At 66.4% G+C, this 18,987-nt stretch carries 4 protein-coding genes; 2 read left to right on the forward strand and 2 right to left on the reverse strand.

Annotation, left to right across the window (positions count from 1 at the left end; genetic code table 11):
• Positions 1–33 precede the first annotated feature (33 nt).
• Positions 34–1,053, forward strand: coding sequence for an aldo/keto reductase (locus tag DMX10_RS11885; protein WP_111261255.1), 1,020 nt, complete (start codon positions 34–36; stop codon positions 1,051–1,053).
• On the opposite strand, the gene DMX10_RS11890 is transcribed toward DMX10_RS11885, so the two are convergent.
• Positions 1,046–1,384 carry a tryptophan synthase subunit beta gene (locus DMX10_RS11890; protein WP_111261256.1) on the reverse strand — a complete coding sequence of 113 codons (339 nt, stop codon included), beginning with the start codon at positions 1,382–1,384 and terminating at the stop codon, positions 1,046–1,048. The genes DMX10_RS11885 and DMX10_RS11890 overlap by 8 nt on opposite strands.
• A 133-nt stretch (positions 1,385–1,517) precedes the next feature.
• Positions 1,518–17,261: a retention module-containing protein gene (locus DMX10_RS11895; RefSeq protein ID WP_111261257.1), complete on the reverse strand. Its 15,744-nt coding sequence runs from the start codon at positions 17,259–17,261 to the stop codon at positions 1,518–1,520.
• 350 nt (positions 17,262–17,611) lie between these two features.
• Between DMX10_RS11895 and DMX10_RS11900 the strand changes: the two genes are divergently transcribed.
• Positions 17,612–18,961, forward strand: a complete 1,350-nt coding sequence (locus DMX10_RS11900) for a TolC family outer membrane protein (protein ID WP_111261258.1) — start codon at positions 17,612–17,614, stop codon at positions 18,959–18,961.
• The last annotated feature ends 26 nt before the right edge of the window (positions 18,962–18,987 follow it).

The following is an 18,987-nucleotide window of genomic DNA, read 5'->3' on the forward strand; positions in this document are numbered from 1 at the left end:
AAGTACACCGGATCACGGACTTCAGGGGGCCCCATGCGTATCAACCTGCCGCGTATCGGGCTGGGCGGCGCGCCGCTCGGCAACATGTTCCACCCGGTCACCGAGGAGCAGGCCGACGCCACGCTGGTGGCGGCCTGGCAGGCCGGTTTCCGCTATTTCGACACCTCTCCCCACTACGGCGCCGGCCTTGCGGAGGAGCGCTTCGGACGGCTGCTGCGCTCCCGCCCACGCAACGAGTACCTGCTCAGCACCAAGGTGGGTCGGGTGCTGGAGCCCGCCGCCGCGCCGGAGAACGCCCGGCCCTTCGTCGACGAGCTGCCCAACCGGCGCATCCTCGATTACTCCGCCGCCGGCGCGCGGCGCTCCCTGGAGGACAGCCTGGTGCGCATGGGGGTGGAGCGCATCGACCTGGTGTTCATCCATGACGTATCCGAGGACCAGCATGGCCCGCGCTGGCGCGAGTACTTCGCCGAGGCGATGGCGGGGGCTGCGAAGGAGCTGACGGCGATGCGCGAGGAGGGCCTGATCCGGGGCTGGGGGCTGGGTGTGAACCTTGTTGAGCCCTGCCGGCTGGCGCTGGAGCAGGCCGACCCGGACCTGTTCCTGCTGGCCGGGCGCTACAGCCTGCTGGACCACCGCGAGGCGCTGGAGACGCTATTCCCTGTCTGTATCGAACGCGGCGTGGGCATCGTCGTCGGCGGGCCGTTCAATTCCGGCGTGCTGGCCGGGGGCGATCACTACGAGTACGACCGCGTTCCCGATGAGGTGAGGGGCCGTGCGCAGCGGCTGATGGCGCTGTGCGCGCGCTTCGGCATCGATTCGCGGGCGGCGGCGCTGCAGTTCTGCCTGGCCCACCCGGCGGTGCTGTCGGTGATTCCCGGCACCGCGACGCCGGCACGCCCGGCGCAGTACATGGCGCAACTGCAGGCCGAGGTGCCTCGGGCGTTCTGGCAGGCACTACGGGAGGAGGAGCTGGTTGGCGCGGATGTGCCGTTGCCGGTGCAGGACCGGCGCAGCGGCTGCGAAGGGAGATGCGGGGACCGGGTCAGATGACCCCGGACTCCTCGTCGTTGATCAGGCGGTTCAGGCCGCCCAGGGCCTCGCGGGCCTGGTTGCGGCTGAGCAGCTTGGATTGCGCGGCCTGGGGCAGGTCGGTGATGCGGATCACGCCCTTGGTCATCAGCAGGCCGATGAGGTCTTCCAGCACGCGGATCATTTCCTGGTCGCTCTGCTTGAGCTGCATCAGGCTGGCTTCGACGGTCTGGTTGGAGTACCAGGCCAGCACGCGCTGGTCGTCGGCGGGGAGCATGCCGGTGGAGCCTTCGAACTCGGCCGCTTCCACACGCACCAGTTGACCCTGGTCGTCTTGTTGCACGTAGAGCATGGGAACCCCCCTTTTCTTGAGGACATGAGCAGACCTGCGCAATCTACACGCGCAGGCGGGCGGGGAAAATGGCAGTGGCGATCCGAGCGCCTCCCCGCCGCCGGTTCGCGGCGACGGGGAGGGGGGCTGCGGATCAGTGGTGCTCGGTCTTCACCAGCGGATCGGAGCCGGCCACCAGGGAGCTGACGATCTGCGAGGAGGAGGACCCGTACTGGGTCAGGTCCACGCCTTCGAGCTTGATGGTCACATCGGCACTGCTGTTGACGTTGCCGGTGGTGCTCACCTGCAGGGTGCTGGTGGCGGTGTCGACCTTGAGGTAATCGAGGAGGTTGCCGGAGTGCGCGGCATCGGGCAGCAGGTCGCTGAGGTCGATGCGGTCGCCCTGGGAGGCGTTGAAGTCCTTGATCACGTCGTTGCCGACATCGCCCGCCTTCCACATGAAGACGTCCGCGCCCGCGCCACCGGTGAGGGTGTCGTTGCCGATGCCGCCGATCAGCAGGTCGTTGCCGTCACCACCGTTGAGCAGGTCGTGGCCACCGTTGCCATAGAGCACGTCGTGGCCGTTGCCGCCGTTGATGATGTCGGAGTACTTGCTGCCATTGATCAGGTCGCTGGCTTCGGTGCCGGTGGTGGTCTGGATGGTGTGGACCGCCCAGCCGGTGCTGGTTTCCACGAATTCCTGGCCGCTGGACAGGGTGGTGGTCTGGAACAGCTGGTAATCGCCGGTACCGAGGGTCTTGTACGCCGAGTCATCACTGCCGCTGGGCTTGAGCTCGATCTTCAGGGTGGCGGAGCCGCCCTGGTCCCAGTACAGCAGTTCCAGCGCCTGCAAGCCGCCGGTGAGGCTGACGTTCTTGTAGGTGTCGGTGGTGGTGGACTGGATCTTGTCGGCGTTGGCGACGTCCTGGCCGTCGATCAGCAGGCGGTACCCGTCGTCCGCGGTGATGCGGATGTCGTAGGTTCCGCCGTTGCCGACGTCGATGAAGCCGTGGGCGCGGATGATGGCGTCGCTGGTGTCACCCAGGTTCGCCCCGCCGGCCTTGAGGCTGGAGACGTTGCCGGTACTGGCTGCCGTGAGGAAGTCGTACAGGTTGTTCTGGCTGTTGTTGGATGTGCCGATGGTGGTGCCATTGTTGACGTTGCGGTTGTCACCCAGGTCGTCGCTGAACACCGGGCTGCCGTTCTTCAGGCCGTAGTCGATGGCATTGGCGATGAAGGTGGCATTGACCGAGCCGTTCGCCGCGTTGGTGTTGGAACCCACCAGGCTGCTGTTGTTGCCGGAACGGCCCTCGATGTAGTTCTCGACCTGGCTCAGGGTGGTGAGGTTCGGCCGGCTGGTGCCGTTCTCGCTGTAGCCCCAGTACTCGCCGGTCAGGCCGCCACCCAGGCTGGTGGTGCCGGTGGTGTCGGCCATGGTGATGGTGTTGGTGGTGTAGCTGGTGTGCTCCACGCCGCCATCGACGATGTTCAGCGTCAGGTGCTGGGACGCCGTGCTGGCAGTGCTGCCGTTGGGTTCGGTGCTGACCGCCTTGACGTCCAGGCCGATGTCGCCGCGCACGTCACCGGAAACCTGCAGCTTGGCGGTGGCCAGCTGGGCCGCGGTGAGGGTGTACACGCCGTTGACCGCGCTGAGGGTGGTGCCGCCGACGACGATGCTCGAACCGTTGGACAGGTTGCTCAGCTGGTAGCTCAGGCTTTCGGAACCGTCGGTGTCGGTCAGTGCGCCGCCGATGTAGTTGGCCAGGGCGATGCTGGTCTTGCCGCTGACGCCGCCATCGCCGGCCACCACGCCCTGGGACGAGGTGAGGGTGATGTTGTCGATCAGCGCGCCACGACCACTGGAGTCTGTGGAGGTGCCGGCCAGCTTGATGGTCAGGGCCTCGGTATTGCCGGTGCCGACGAAGCTGAAGTGGATGTTCTCCCAGTTCAGGCTGGTCTGGCTGCTGGTGGAGGCGTATTCGCCCACCAGGGTATTGCCGAGGTAGACGGCGATCTTGGTGAAGCTGGTGTCGAAGCCCAGGCGGCCGGCGTAGTCCATGTTCAGCTCGTAGACCTTGCCGACCTCGGTGGCGACGTTGCGGGTCACGCCCAGGGTCTGCGACATGCTGCCGCCGGCGTCGTTGAGCTCCAGGGCGTCGTTGTTGCCGGTGCCTTGCAGCTTGACGTTGACCATGTTGCCGGCCTGGTTCTGCATGCTGTCGCCGTTGGCCCAGACTTCGAACACGTTGCTGCCGCCACTGCGTACATCGCCGGTGGTGACCAGGCTCCAGTTCTCGAAGGTGGCACTGGTGACGTCCTGCGAAGTGCTGTCGCTGTTCGGCGCGCTTTCCCAGGTGGTGGTGAACAGGTTGGCCGCGGCCGCCGACTTCACGGTGAGCGTCGGGACGTCGGCCACCGGCGCGATGTCGATGCTCATGGTGCTGCTGGCGCTGCTGAGGCTGCCGTCGCTGCCGCTGTACTTGAACTCGGCGTAGGTCTGCTTGTTCAGGCCGACACCAGTGTTGCTGAAGCTGTCGTGACCGGATTCGTTGGAATCCGGCACGAAGCGCAGGCCGCCGCCATCGATCACCGACTTGGTGACGGTGGTGTTGGCGCTGACATCGGTCCAGGTGTTGCCCACCTTGACCTGCAGCTTGCCTTCGCCCGGCAGGCTCTCGACCTTGATCGACAGGCTGCTGTTGGCGTCCACGTCGCTGACCTTGAAGTCGCTCCAGGTGAAGACGTAGTGGGTGTCTTCGTTGCCGGTGACCGCAGCGCCTGCGACCACCACGGGGGCTTCGTTGACGTTGGTCACGGCGATGGAGTAGGTCGCCGACTGGGTGCTGCCGTCGGAGCTGGTGGCCAGCACGGTGATGGTGTGGCTGGTGGCGCTCTCGTAGTCGAGCTTGCTGCCATCGGCGACGGTGACGACGCCGGTGGTGGCGTTGATGGCGAAGCGGCCGCCGGCGTTGTCGGTCAGCGCGTAGGTCACGCTGGTGCCGGCATCGCCGTCCACCCCTAGGGCGGTGACGCCCACGCGGGTGCCGGTGGCGGCGTTCTCGGCCACGGTATTGGTGGCGCTGTCGGAGTCGCTGAGGGTCACGCCGTTGTCGTTGACGTTGCTCAGGTTGATGGTGAACACCTGGGAATTGGTGCTGCCATCGGAGCTGGTCACTTTTACGGTGATGTTGTGGCTGGTGGCGGCCTCGTAGTCGAGCTTGCTGCCGTCGGCCACGGTGACGACACCGGTGGTGGCGTTGATCGCGAAGCGGCCGCCGGCGTTGTCGGTCAGCTCGTACTTGGTGATGGTGGCGCCGGCGTCGCCGTCGGTGCCCAGTACGGTCAGGCCGACGGTGGAGCCGTTGGCGGCGTTCTCGGCAACGGTGTTGGCTGCCGCGTTGCTGTCGGTGATGACCACGCCGTTGTCGTTGATGTTGCTCAGGTTGATGGTGAACACCTGGGAATTGGTGCTGCCATCGGAGCTGGTCACTTTTACGGTGATGTTGTGGCTGGTGGCGGCCTCGTAGTCGAGTTTGCTGCCATCAGCGACGGTGACGACACCGGTGGTGGCGTTGATGGCGAAGCGGCCACCGGCGTTGTCGGTTAGCTCGTACTTGGTGATGGTCGCGCCGGCATCGCCGTCGGTGCCCAGTACGGTGAGGCCGACGGTGGAGCCGTTGGCAGCGTTCTCGGCAACGGTGTTGGCTGCCGCGTTGCTGTCGGTGATGACCACGCCGTTGTCGTTGATGTTGCTCAGGTTGATGGTGAACACCTGGGTGTTGGTGCTGCCATCGGAGCTGGTCACTTTTACGGTGATGTTGTGGCTGGTGGCGGCCTCGTAATCGAGTTTGCTGCCATCGGCCACGGTGACCACACCGGTGGTGGCGTTGATGGCGAAGCGGCCACCGGCGTTGTCGGTCAGCTCGTATTGGGTGATGGTCGCGCCGGCGTCGCCGTCGGTGCCCTTCACGGTCAGGCCGACGGTGGAACCGTTGGCGGCATTCTCGACCACGGTGTTGGCGGCGGCGTTGCTGTCGGTGATGACCACGCCGTTGTCGTTGACGTTGGTGACGTCGACGGTGACGGTCGCGGAGACCGGGGTCTTGCCGTCGGTGGCGGTGACCTGCAACTGGTGCTGGGTGGCGGTCTCGTAGTCCAGGGTCTTGCCGCTGGCCAGGGTGATCACGCCGGTGCTGGAGTTGATGGTGAACAGGCCGTCGTTGTTACCGCCGGTGATGCTGTAGAACAGCGGCTCGCCATCACGGTCCTGGTCGGTGCCGGTGAAGCGGTCGCTGAGGTCGGCGATGGTGCTGCCGGAGGCGATGTTCTCGGCGAAGCTCACGGTGCTGTTGGCCAGGCCCGGGGCACTGTCCAACGCCGCGACCTGGACGGTCATGGTGTTGGGCGTGGAGAAGGCGCCGCTCTGGTCCTGCACCGAGAAGCTGAAGCTGCTGTTGCCGTTGGCATTGGCTGCCGGGGTGTAGACCAGGGAGGCGATCTGCGCCGCGGTGATGATCATGCCGACGGTGACGGCTTCGTTGCCCAGGCTCAGGCTGCCGCTGGACGGCAGGCTGTTGATGCGGATGCCCTTGAGGCTGTCGCCGGTATCGACATCGTTGAAGGCGAAGTCGCCGCTGGTGAAGCTGCGCGGGGTGTCTTCGTTGGTGCTGACGGTGTTGTCGGCGCTGGTGGGCGCGTCATTCACGGCGTGCACGGTCACCGGCAGGGTCAGGTTGGTGCTGGCCTTGTCGCCGTTGGCCCCTTCGGTAGCGGTCGCGGTGACCTTCAGGTCGAAGGTGCCGTTGTAGTTGGCCGGCGGGGTGATGCTCAGGTTGCCCAGGTTCCAGCTGCTGATGTCGGCGGTGGTGCTGCCGCTGGTGGCGGTGAAGCTGTTCACGCCGTCGGTCAGGGTGGCGCCCTCGGGGATCTGCGAGATGCCCACGGAGAGGCTTTCCGAGCCGTCGGTGTCCTTCAGCGAGGCGGTCAGGCGCGACAGCGGGATGCTGCTGTCCTCGTCACCTTCGTTGACGTTGTAGAGCTGGTAGTAGCCCTTGCCATCGCTGCCATGCAGCTCCGACAGGTGCAGGCCGTTGCCGGCCAGGTCGCTGGGCTTGGCGTAGAGCTGCACGTTGGCGCTGGACAGGTCCTGCACCGGGCCGTTGCCGACCTTGACGTTGACGTCCAGGGTGCCCGGGCCGCTCTGGTTGTGCTGGTAGATGTCCAGGGTGTAGTAGCCGCTCTGCTGGGCGGTGTAGCTGCCGCTGAACTGGCCGGTGGAGCCGCCCCAGGTGGCGTTGGCCACGGTGGTGCCGCCCACGGAGACGAGCACACTGTCGTCGCCCGAGCCGCTGAAGGTGTAGGTCTGGCCGGCTTCGAGGTAGATCAGGCCGGAGAGCTTGTTGGCCACGCCGGCGTTGACGCTGTCGATGTGGGCATCGGCCAGGTTGCCGCTGCTGGCGGGGGTGCCGGCGGCGTCGATGGTGCTCTTCAGGGTGGCCGGGTTGGCGCCGTTGCCGCCGCTGCCCAGGGGCAGGTTGTTCCAGCTCTGTTGCAGCAGGCCGGTGGCGGCGGGGTTGCCACTGGGTGCCTGGGCGCCGAGGTTCGGAGCATCGGCCACGGCCTGGATGCCGACCTGGACGGTGGCGGTGCTGTTGCCGCCCTTACCATCGGTGACGGTGTAGGTGATGGTGTCCGCACCGCTGTAGTTGCCGGTGGGGGTGTAGACCAGCTTGCCGTCGACGATGCTGACGCTGCCGTGCTGCGCGTTGGCGCCGGTCAGGGTCAGGCTGTCGCCGTCGGTGTCGCGGTCGTTGGCCAGCACGTCGATGGTGACGGCGGAGTCTTCCAGGGTGCTGGCGGTGTCGTTGGCCGCCGTCGGGGCATCGTTGACCGGGTTGACGGTGATGTTGACCACGGTGTCGACCACGCCGCCCTTGCCGTCGCTGACGGTGACCACGAAGCTGTCCGGCCCGTTGTAGTCGCCGTTGGGCTTGTAGGTGTACTCGCCGGTGCTCGGATTGAGCACCAGGGTGCCGTTGGCGGTGCCGGTCTTCAGGGTGTAGGTGAGGCTGTCGCCTTCCGCATCGGTGGCGGTGATGCGGCTGGTCAGGGTGCCGTCCTCGTCCACGCTGGCGGTGCTGTCGGGCGCGACGGGGGCATCGTTGACCGGCTTGACGGTGACGCTGACCACGCTGGTGGTGGTGCCGCCGTTGCCATCGCTGATGGTGACGGTGAAGGCATCGCTGCCGTTGAAGTCCTTGGCCGGCTGGTAGGTGTAGGTGCCGTCGGCGTTGAGGGTGACGGTGCCGTGCTGCGGGCCGTTGCCGTTGGCGATGCTGTAGGTGAGGGTGTCGCCGTCGACGTCACGGGCGGTGACCTTGCCGTCGATCGGGGTGTCCTCGTCGGTGCTGACGCTGGACGGGGTGCTGGTCGGTGCATCGTTGACCGGGTTGACCTTGATGGTCACCACGGAGTCGGCATAGCCGAGCTTCGGATCGTAGACCCGGATGGTGAAGGTGTCGGTGCCGTTGAAGTCCTTGTTCGGCGTGTAGGTGTACTCGCCGGTGACGGTGTTGAGCAGCAGGGAGCCGTGGTCGACGCCGGCCTGGATGACGTAGGTCAGCTTGTCGCCGTCCACGTCGCTGGCGACGATCTTGCCGCTGACGCTCTGGTCTTCATCGGTTTCCTTGGCCTGGTCGGCGGTGACCGGGGCGTCGTTGACCGGCTTGACGGTGACGCTGACCACGCTGGTGGTGGTGCCGCCGTTGCCATCGTCGATGGTGACGGTGAAGGCGTCGCTGCCGTTGAAGTCCTTGCCCGGCTGGTAGGTATAGGTGCCGTCGGCGTTGAGGGTGACGGTGCCATGCTGCGGGCCGTTGCCGTTGGCGATGCTGTAGGTGAGGGCGTCGCCATCGGCATCGCGGGCGACGATCCGGCCGTCGATCGGGGTGTCTTCGTTGGTGCTGATGCTGGACGGGCTGCTCACCGGTGCGTCGTTGACCGGGTTGACCTTCACGCTCACCACGGAGTCGGCGTAGGCGCCTTTGGCGTCATAGACGCGGATGGTGAAGGTGTCGTTGCCGTTGTAGTCCTTGTTCGGCGTGTAGGTGTACTCGCCGGTGACGGTGTTGAGCAGCAGGGAGCCGTGGTCGACACCGCTCTGGATGATGTAGGTCAGCTTGTCGCCTTCCACGTCGCTGGCGACGATCTTGCCGCTGACGCTCTGGTCTTCGTCGGTTTCCTTGGCCTGGTCAGCGGTGACCGGTGCATCGTTGACCGGGGTCACGTTGATGCTGATGAGGCTGGTGGTGCTGCCGCCCTTGCCGTCGCTGATGGTGACGGTGAAGGCATCGGGCCCGTTGTAGTCCTTGTTCGGCCGGTAGCTGTAGCTGCCGTCGGAGAAGAGGGTGAGCGTGCCGTTCTGCGGGCCATTGCCGCTGGCGATGCGGTAGGTGAGGGTATCGCCGTCGATGTCGCGGGCATCCACCTTGCCGTTGATCGGCGTGTCCTCGGCGGTGCTCAGGTTGGCCGGGTTGGCGGTCGGCGCGTCGTTGATCGGGTTGACGGTGATTTGCACCACGGCGTCGACCACGCCGCCCTTGCCGTCGTTGACGGTGACGGTGAAGGAGTCCGGACCGTTGTAGTTGGCGTTGGGCTTGTAGGTGTACTCGCCGGTGGCGGTATCCAGGACCAGCGTACCGTTGCTGGTGCCGGACTTGAGGGTGTAGGTCAGGGTGTCGCCATCGGCGTCGGTGGCGTTCAGCTGGCTGGTGAGGCTGCTGTCTTCGTCCACGTTGACGGATGCGTCGTTCATCACCGGCAGGTCGTTCACCGGGTTCACGCCCAAGGCGACCTGGCCGCTGACGGTGACGGTGCCGTCGTTGACGCTGTAGGTGAAGCTGCCAACGGCCTGGCCGGCGCTGTAGTCGGCCGGGGCGTTGTACTTCAGGCCCTGCAGCTGGGCACTGGTGAGGGTCTGGCCGTTGATGAGGGCGGTGCCGTCTGCCAGGGTCACGCTGCCGAGGATGGGCAGGCCGGTGACGGTGATGGTGAGGCTGTCGCCATCGGCGTCGGTCGGGGCCTTGAGGCCCAGGTCGGTGCCGACGCTTTCTTCGTTGACGGTCAGGTTGGCGCTGTCGGCGACCGGCGCATCGTTCACCGGATTCACGCCCAGGGCGACCTGGCCGCTGACGGTGACGGTGCCGTCGTTGACGCTGTAGGTGAAGGAACCCACGGCCTGGCCGGCGCTGTAGTCGGCCGGTGCGTTGTACTTCAGGCCTTGCAGCTGGGCGCTGGTCAGGCTCTGGCCATTGGTCACGGCGGTGCCGTCGGCCAGGGTCACGGTGCCCACGGTGGGCAGGCCGGTGACGGTGATGGTGAGGCTGTCGCCATCGACATCGCTCGGCGCCTTGAGGCCCAGGTCGGTGCCGATGCTTTCTTCGTTGACGGTCAGGTTGGTGCTGTCGACGACCGGCGCATCGTTCACCGGAGTGACGCCCAGGGTGACCTGGCCGTTCACGGTGGCGGTGCCGTCGTTGACGCTGTAGGTGAAGGAACCCACGGCCTGGCCGGCGCTGTAGTCGGCCGGGGCGTTGTACTTCAGGCCTTGCAGCTGGGCGCTGGTCAGGCTCTGGCCGTTGGTCACGGCGGTGCCGTCGGCCAGGGTCACGCTGCCGAGGGTCGGCAGGCCGGTGACCTTGATGGTCAGCGGGTTGCCATCGACATCGGTCGGGGCCTTCAGGCCCAGGTTGGTGCCGACGCTTTCCTCGGCCACTGTGAGGGAGGTGCTGTCGGCCACCGGTGCATCGTTCACCGGCTTCACGCCCACGGTGACGGTGGCGGTATCGGTGCCGCCGTGGCCGTCGCTCACGGTGTAGGTGAAGGAACCGGTGCCGTTGAAGTTGGGTGCAGGGGTGAACACCACCTTGCCGTTGACCAGCTCCACGGTGCCGTTCTTGGCGCCCTGGACACTGAGGATGGTCAGCGAGTCGCCGTCGACGTCGGTGTCGTTGCCCAGCAGCGTGGAGGGCTCGATGGTCAGCGGCTGGTCTTCGTTGGTGGTCAGTACGTCGTTGCCGGCCTGGGTCAGCTGGCTGCCGCCGACCACGGTATAGGTGCCGCCTTCCGGACGCAGTTCGACCTTGAGCTGGGCCTGGCCGCCCTGGTCCCAGTAGACGATCTGGATGTTGTGGGCACCGCTTTCGGCAATGGTGAAGGTGGCCGATTCGCGTGCGGTCGGGCCCTGGTTGCCGTTGTACTCGGCGACCACCTTGCCGTCGATGACGATGCTGAAGCCGTCGTCGGCAGTCACCTTGAACTGGTAGGTGCCGGCCGCGAGGCTGATCTGGCCGGTGAGCTGGATGATGGCGTCCGAGCTGTTCGCCGGGTCGGTGTTCAGGGAGCCGGCATCGGCGCCGAGGAATTTCTGCAGCTGCTGGTCGCCGCCCAGGTTGCTGGACACGCCGTTGCCGTAGTTCAGCTCGGTGGCGGTGAAGGTGGCGCTGGGGGTGCGGCCGGCGATGAAGGCGGCGACGCCTGCGAGGTTCTCCAGGTTGCCGCCGTCGGTGCCTTCACGGTAGGCGTAGTAGTTGCCCTTGAGGCCGGCGATGACGCCGAAGTCGTCGTTGGCGTCAGGCGCGTCGTTGATCGGGTTGACGCCCAGGGTGACCTTGCCTTCGACGGTGGTGGTGCCGTCGTTGACGCTGTACTTGAACTCGCCAACCGGGTCGCCGGCCTTGTAGTCGGCCGGGGCGTTGTACTTCAGGCCCTGCAGCTCGGCGCTGGTCAGGGTCTGGCCGTTGGTCACCGGGGTGCCGTTGGCCAGGGTCACGGTGCCCACGGTGGGCAGGCCGCTGACGGTGATGGTCAGGACGTTGCTGGTGTCGACGTCGGTCGGGGCGGCGATGTTCAGCGCCGTGCCGGTGCTTTCCTCGTCGACGGTGACGCGGGTGTCGGTGACCACCGGGGCGTCGTTGCGGCCCTCGATGGTGACCGAGGCGTTGGCGCTGGTGACGCCGCCGTGGCCGTCGCTGACTTCGTAGCTGTAGGTGAGGACGACCTTCTCGCCCACGGCCAGGTAGTCGTACTTGGACGGGTCGATCTTCAGGCTGTTGCTGGCGGCATCGAAGCTGACGCCGGACGCATCGCCGCTGCCCACCTGCTGGAGGTTGCCGACGCTGAGGACGTCGTTGGCGTCTTCGTCGGAGGCGTGCTGCAGCAGGTCGAGGCTGTAGGCGGACGCGTCTTCGTGGGTCAGGGTGGTGGCCACACCGCTCACCACCGGGGCGTCGTTGCTGCCGGTGAGGGTGATGGTGACGTCACGGGAGACCGGGGCACCGCTGCTGTCGGTGACGGTGACGCGGTAGACCAGGGTGACGGTCTCGCCGGCGCCCAGGTAGTCCAGCGCGCCGGCGGCGACGCTGTAGTTCCAGTGCACGGAACCCTGGCCGTCGCCCTGGGCGGCATCGCTGATGCTGGCGCTGAGGTTGCCCAGCACGTTGACGGTCTGGCCGTTGCCGTCCTTCGCGCTGACCAGCTCGGTGCCGATGCTGTGGGTGTTGCTCAGGTCGGCGTCGCTGAAGCCGAAGTCGCCGCTGGCGGTCAGGCTGCCGGCGTTCTCGCCGGGCACGCCGTCGGCGCGCTCGGTGATGCTGCCGCTCTGCACGGTGCTTTCCAGCACGGGGGCGTCGTTGCGGCCCTCGATGGTGAGGGTGGCGGTGGTGGGGGTGACGCCGCCGTTGTTGTCGACCACGTCGTAGCTGTAGGTGAGCACCAGTTTCTCGCCGGCGGCGAGGTAGTTGTAGGCGTTCGGGTTCACCTGCAGGCCGCTGCCGCTGAGGGTCACGCCCGAGGTGTCGCCGCTGCCGACCTGCTTGAAGTTGCTGATGCCCAGGACGTCGCTGAGGTCGACGTCGCTGGCGTTGGCCAGCAGATCGACGCTGAAGGAGGCGGCGTCCTCGTTGCTGTCCACGGCGATGGCGCTGCTGACCACCGGCGCGTCGTTGACGCCGTCGATGGTGACGGTGGCGCTGGTGGTGACCAGGCCGCCCTTGCCGTCGCTGACCTGGTATTCGTAGGTCAGGACGACGCTCTCGCCCTTGGCCAGGTAGTTGTACCGGGACGGGTCGACCACCAGGGTGTTGCCCTGGACGGTCACGCCGCTGGCGTCGTTGCCACTGGTTTCCCTGACGTTGACGGCGCTGAGCACGTCCGTGGCGTCGGCATCGCCGGCCTTGGCCAGGAGGTCGATCACCTGGCCGGCGGCATCTTCGTTGGTGCCGTGGGTGATGGCGCCGCTCACCACCGGGGCGTCGTTGACGCCGGTGACGGTGATGGTCAGGGTGCTGCCGCTGGAGAGCTTGCCGTCGGTGGCGGTGAAGGGGATCTGGATGACCCGTTGCTCGCCCTGGCCCAGGGCCTGGTAGGCGGCGTTGCTCGGGTCGAAGGTCCAGCTGCCGTCGGCGTTCAGGCTGAAGCCGGCCGGGGCGGGGTTGTTCAGGGTGAAGGTGAGGGTGTCGCCGTCGACATCGGTGGCGGCGAGCTTGCCGCCGATGGCCGGGGCGTCCTCGACGGTGCTGTCGCTGGTGGGGGTGGCCACCGGGGCGTCGTTCACTGGGGTGATGTTGAGGGTGATGCTGTCGGTGTCGCTCAGCTTGCCGTCGCTGGTGCTGAGGGTCAGGGTGTCCTGGCCGTTGTAGTTGGCGGCCGGGACGTACTTCAGGCCCTGCAGGGCGGCGTTGATGGCCGCCTGGGAGCCGGACAGGGTGATGCTGCCGGTGCCGTTGCCGCTGTAGGTCAGGCCGTTGGCGAGGATCGGGCCGAGGGTCAGCACGCCGTGCTCGACGCTGAGAGTGGTGGTCAGTTGGTCGCCGTCCACGTCGCTCACGCTGACGCTGTTGTTGCCGAAGAGGCTGAAGACCTTGCTGCCGTCCTCGGCCAGGGTCTGGGCGCCCGGGGTGGCGTTGACCGGGGCGTCGTTGACCGGGGTGATGTCGAGCTTGAGGGTGGCGGTGCTGGTGAGGCTGCCGTCGCTCAGGGTGTAGGTGACGCTCGGGACCGGGCCGTTGTAGTCCTTGGCCGGTTCGAAGGTGAAGTCACCGTTGGCCTTGATGGTCAGCTTGCCGGTGCCCAGCAGGTCGATGGTCCCGCCCGCATTGGCGCTGACGAAGGGGAGGCCGGTGATGCTGAACTTGGTGACCACCAGGGCGTCGCCGTCCACGTCCTTGTCGTTGGCCAGGACGTTGCCGGTGGCGGTCTGGTCTTCGTTCAGGGTGACGCTGTCGTTGACGCCGACCGGGCGGTCGTTGACCGGGGCGACGGTGATGGTGGCGGTGGCCTTGCTGGCGGACACGGCGCCGTTGTTGTCGACGGCGCTGTATTCGAAGGTGGTGGTGCCGTTCCAGTCCTTGGCCGGGACGAAGTACACCGGGCCGGTGACGCTGTCGCCGGCCTTCAGGGCGGTACCGCCGTTGGCACCGGCGTAGAGGGTGCCGTTGGCCGGTACGGAGCCGATGGTGTAGCCGGTGACGGTGCCGTCGACATCGCTGCCGGACAGGTTCACCTGGATGCGCGCGGCCTGGTCTTCGTTGCCCGAGGCGCTGACGGCATTGGCCACCGGCGCGTCGTTGGTGCCGGTGAGGGTGATGGTCAGGGTGCTGTCGGCGGTGGCGCCGTGCTCGTCGGTGACGGTGACCGGTACCGTGATGACCAGTTGCTCGCCACCTTTGAGGTAGTCGTAGGCGGCGTTGCTGGCGTCGAAGGTCCACTTGCCGTCGCTGCCCAGGGTGAGGCCGGCGACGTTGGCGGTGGTGCTGAAGGCGAGGACGGCGCCGTCATCGACGTCGGCGGCGGCGATCTGGCCGTTGATCTGGCCGTCGCCTTCATTGGCGGCGGCGGTGGCGGCGGTGATGGTCGGCTTGTCGTTCACGCCGGTGACGGTGATGGTCAGCGTGCTGCTGCTGGAGAGCTTGCCGTCGGTGGCGGTGAAGTTGATGGTCAGGGTGGTGGACTTGCCTTCGGCCAGGTGCTGGTAGTCGGCGTGGCTCGGGTCCAGGGTCCAGGTGCCATCGGTATTGAGGGTGAAGCCGCCGGGGAGGGCGCCCTTGGAGCTGTAGGTCAGGGTGTCGCCGTCGACGTCGGTGGCGGCCAGCTTGCCGCCGATCACGGGCGCGTCTTCGCGGGTGGCCTCGCTGGTGGGGGTGGCCACCGGCGCGTCGTTCACCGGCTTGATGTTGAGGGTGACGCTGTCGCTGTCGCTCAGCTTGCCGTCGGTGGTGTTGATGGTAAGGGTGTCCTGGCCGTTGTAGTCCTTGGCCGGGACGTACTTCAGGCCCTGCAGGGCGGCGTTGATGGCCGCCTGGCTGCCCACCAGGGTGATGCTGCCGGTGCCGTTGCCGCTGAAGGACACGCCGCCGCTCAGCGGGCCGAGGGTCAGCGCGCCGTGTTCGACGGAGAGGGTGGTGGTGAGCTGGTCGCCGTCCACGTCCCGCACCGCGATGCTGTTGCCGCTCAGCAGGCTGAAGGTCTTGCTGCTGTCTTCGTTCAGGGACTGGGCGCCGGGGACGGTGTTGACCGGGGCGTCGTTGACCGGGGTGATGTCGAAGGTGAGGGTGGCGGTGCTGGTGGCGCTGCCATCGCTCAGGGTGTAGGTGATGGACGGCACCGGGCCGTTGTAGTCCTTGGCCGGGGTGAAGGTGAAGTCGCCGTTGGCCTTGATGGTCAGCTTGCCGATGACCAGGTCGGCGGTCTCGCCGGCCTTGAAGCTGACGAAGGGCAGGTTGGTCAGGCTGAACTTGGTGACGGTCAGGCTGCTGTTGTCGACGTCGGTGTCGTTGCTCAGCACGTTGCCGGTTGCGACGCTGTCTTCGGCCAGGGTGACCTTGTCGGCCACGCCCACCGGCGCATCGTTGGTGCCGTTGATGGTGACGGTGACGCTGGTCTTGGTGCCGTCGGCGGCGGAGACCTCGAAGGTCTCGGTCAGCTTGTCGCCGACGTTCAGCTCGTTGTAGGCGGAGCTGGCGGTGTAGGTCCACTTGCCATCGGTGCCGATGCTGAAGCTGCCATAGGTGCCGGCGACGTTGCTCTGGGCGACGAAGGTGGCGGGGTTGTCGACATCGCTGATGGTCAGGGTGCCATTGGCGGTGGCCGGGGCGTTGGTCTCGGTCAGCTGCACGTCGGCGCTGCTGAGGACGGCGGCGTCGTTGGTGCCGTTGATGGTCACGGTGACGCTGGTCTGGGTGCCGTCGGCGGAGACGACCTTGAAGGATTCGCTGTAGGACTGGCCGACGTTCAGCTCGTTGAAGGCCGAGTTGGCGACATAGGTCCAGTTGCCGGCGGCGTCGATGTTGAAGGTGCCGTAGGTGCCGGCGACGTTGGTCTGGGCGACGAAGGTGTTGGGGCTGTCGACATCGCTGATGGACAGGGTGCCGCCGGTGCTCAGCGCATCGTTGGTCTCGGTCAGCTGCACGTCGGCGCTGCCGAGGATGGCCGGGTCGTTCACCCCGGTGACGGTCACGGTCAGGGTGTTGGTGGCCTGGGCGCCGTGCTCGTCGGTGACGATGTAGGCGATGGTGAGGGTGGTGGTCTGGCCTTCGGCCAGGGACTGGTAGGCGGCGTCGCCGGCGTTGAAGGTCCAGCTGCCATCGGTGTTCAGGGTGAAGCCGGCCGGGGCCTTGCCGTCGATGGCATAGGACAGGGTCGCGCCCTTGTCGGCGTCGGTGGCCACCAGGTTGCCGGTGATGCTCTGGTCTTCGGTGACCGCCGCGCTGGTGGCGGTGGCGATCGGGGTGTCGTTGGTGCCGGTGAAGTTGATGGTGATGACGCGGGTGTCGCTGGCGCCGGAGGGGTCCTTCACGGTCACGGTGAAGTTTTCGCTCGCGGTCTCGCCCAGGGCCAGGCCATTCACCTTGGCGGCGTCGACCACGTAGGTGTAGCTGCCGTCGGCGTTGACGGTCAGTTCGCCGTAGGCGCCCTTGGCGCTGCCGCTCCAGGTCAGGTTGGTATCGTCGACGTCGGTGGCGGCCAGTTGGCCCTTGATGTCGGCGAAGGTGTCGGCGGCGGCGCTGTCGTCGACGCTGGCCTCATAGGTGCCGGTGGCGACGGGGGCGTCGTTGACCGGGTTGATGCCGACGTTGACGGTCAGCGGGGTGGAGGCGCCGCGGCTGTCGCTCACGGTCACTTCGAAGCTGTCGCTGCCGTTGTAGTCCTGGCTCGGGGTGTAGGTCCAGGTGCCGTCGGGGTTCAGTGCCAGGGTGCCATTGGCCGGGCCGCGGGTGACGGAGAAGGTCACAAGATCGCCATTGGCGTCACGGCTGGTGAAGGTGCCGCTGAGCGGGATGTCTTCGTCGGTGACCAGGTTGAAGGTGGTGATCGGCGCGCCGGAGCCGTCGGTGAACTCGGGGGCGACGTTCTGCAGCGGGTCCTGGGTGTCGCCGTCGGCGGCGCCCTGGAAGGCCAGGCCCTGGGTCTCGAAGCCGACGTTGGGGTCGACGCGCTCGCCGGTGGCATCGAGCAGGACGAAGCTGTGGCTGCCGCCCGCAGCACCACCACCTGCCGCGCCGCCAGCGGCGGGGGCACCGGCCGCGGTGGCTTCGAAGGCCTGGGTCGGGTCGACGCCGGCGGCGATGGCCTTCTGCAGTTCCTCGGCGCTGGGCGCCTGGCTGGCCGGCTTCTCGTCGGTGCCCTGGGGCGCGATGTCGGCGCCGCTCCACTGAGTGTCGCGACCCAGGTCGACCAGCTTGCCGTCAGGCAGTTCGAGGGTGACCATGCCCGCCGCGCCGGTGACCAGCTGCTCGCCCTGGAAGATACGATCACCCTCTATGAGCTGGCGTTGCACACCCTCCGGGGAGACTGCAACAACTTGGCCGACAACGCTCTTGACGATTGCAACGACACTGCTCATTGGGGTGACTCTCCTGGTTTGGCTCTAGCTTCGGCGTGCTGCTTCGGTGCTCTACGAAGAGCCGTTTCGATGCAGGCATTCCCTTGTTAAAGGTGGTATTTTTTTGTCGTCAATTATTTGGCTTATCGCGTTTTGCTATTAAGTTTATGCCAATGTATTGACCAATTGGCATCCATCCTAAACAATCGTTTTCGTAATGTCACTTTGATATTCGATGGCCGTCCGGATTTTTTCAATGAGACTTGGATCACGGTTTTCTGCTCCGTCCGAGCGAGGTTGATGCCAATTTCATGACGGTGATTTCGGCCTCCCAAATACTGTCTTCAACACTCTGATAAGGATGCCAATCCATGCGTCTGCGTTTTGCTTGTGTCGTGCCCTTCGCCCTTGCTGCAAGTCTCCCTGTTCATGCCCAGACGCTTTCCGAAGCCATGCAGCGCGCATTGGATGTCCACCCCGAAGTCCAGGCCGGCATCAACAGCCGCATGTCCGCCGACTACCAGCTGAAAGCCGCCAAGGGCGGCTACCTGCCGAAAGTCGACCTGCTCGCCGGCTACGGCCGTGAAGGCTCCGACAACACCACCACCCGTGGCCAGGGCGACCACTGGAAGACCATGACCCGTGGCGAATCGTCGCTGCGCCTGCAACAGATGGTCTTCGACGGCTTCGCCACCTCCAATGAGGTCGCCCGCCAGCAAGCCACAGTCAATTCCCGTGCCTACTCGCTGCTCGGTACGTCGGAAAGAACCGCGCTGGACGTCGCGCAGGTCTACATCGATGTGCTGCAGCGCGAGGAGATGGTCCGTCTCGCCGAAGCCAACCTGAAGAGCCACCAGCGCATCTATGACCAGATCAGCCTGCGCAGCAGCCGTGGCGTCGGTCGCCTGGCCGACCAGGACCAGGCCGAAGCGCGGCTGGCCCAGGCCCGCAACAACCTGATCACCGAGCAGACCAACCTGGCCGATGCCCGCACCAACTTCTACAGCGTAGTCGGCATCGATCCGGTGGACCTGAGCGAACCGGCCGGCCTCGCCGGCCAGTTGCCCGCCGACATCGCCGAAGCCCGCCAGACCCTGCTGGCCAACAGCCCGATCCTGCGTTCCGCCGAGTCCGACGTGGCGGCTGCCGAGAAGCAGTACGACGCGGCCAAGTCCTTCTTCTATCCGCGCTTCGATGCCGAGCTGTCCCGTGGCGCCGACAACGACCTGGACGGCCAGGACGGCCACGTCAACGAATGGCAGGCCATGCTGCGCATGCGCTACAACCTGTTCGCCGGCGGCAGCAACAAGGCTGACCTGGAATCCAAGGCCTACCAGATCAACCAGGCCCTGGACATCCGCAACAACGCCCTGCGCGTGCTTAACGAAGACCTCGGGCTGTCCATGAACGCCCTGGCCAACGCCCGTGAACAAATCCCGATCGCCCAGCAATACGTCGACTACAGTACCCGTGTGCGCGAGTCCTACCAGAAGCAGTTCAGCATCGGTGAACGCACCCTGCTGGACCTGCTGGACAGCGAGAACGAACTGTTCACCGCCTCCCGCCGTCTGGTGGAAATTCGCCACCTCGAACTGTTTACTCAGTACCGGATCAAGGCGACCATTGGCGAGCTGCTGAAGAGCCAGGGCGTCGTCGCGCCGATGGCCTCCGTCGTCCAGTCCGAACTCAAGCCCGAGGCGACCCTGCCGGGCCTGAACTGAGACTTCACCCGTCCCTGAAGAGAAAG

The sequence above is a fragment of the Pseudomonas sp. 57B-090624 genome, from assembly GCF_003234055.1.
In the GTDB taxonomy this organism is placed as follows: domain Bacteria; phylum Pseudomonadota; class Gammaproteobacteria; order Pseudomonadales; family Pseudomonadaceae; genus Metapseudomonas; species Metapseudomonas tohonis.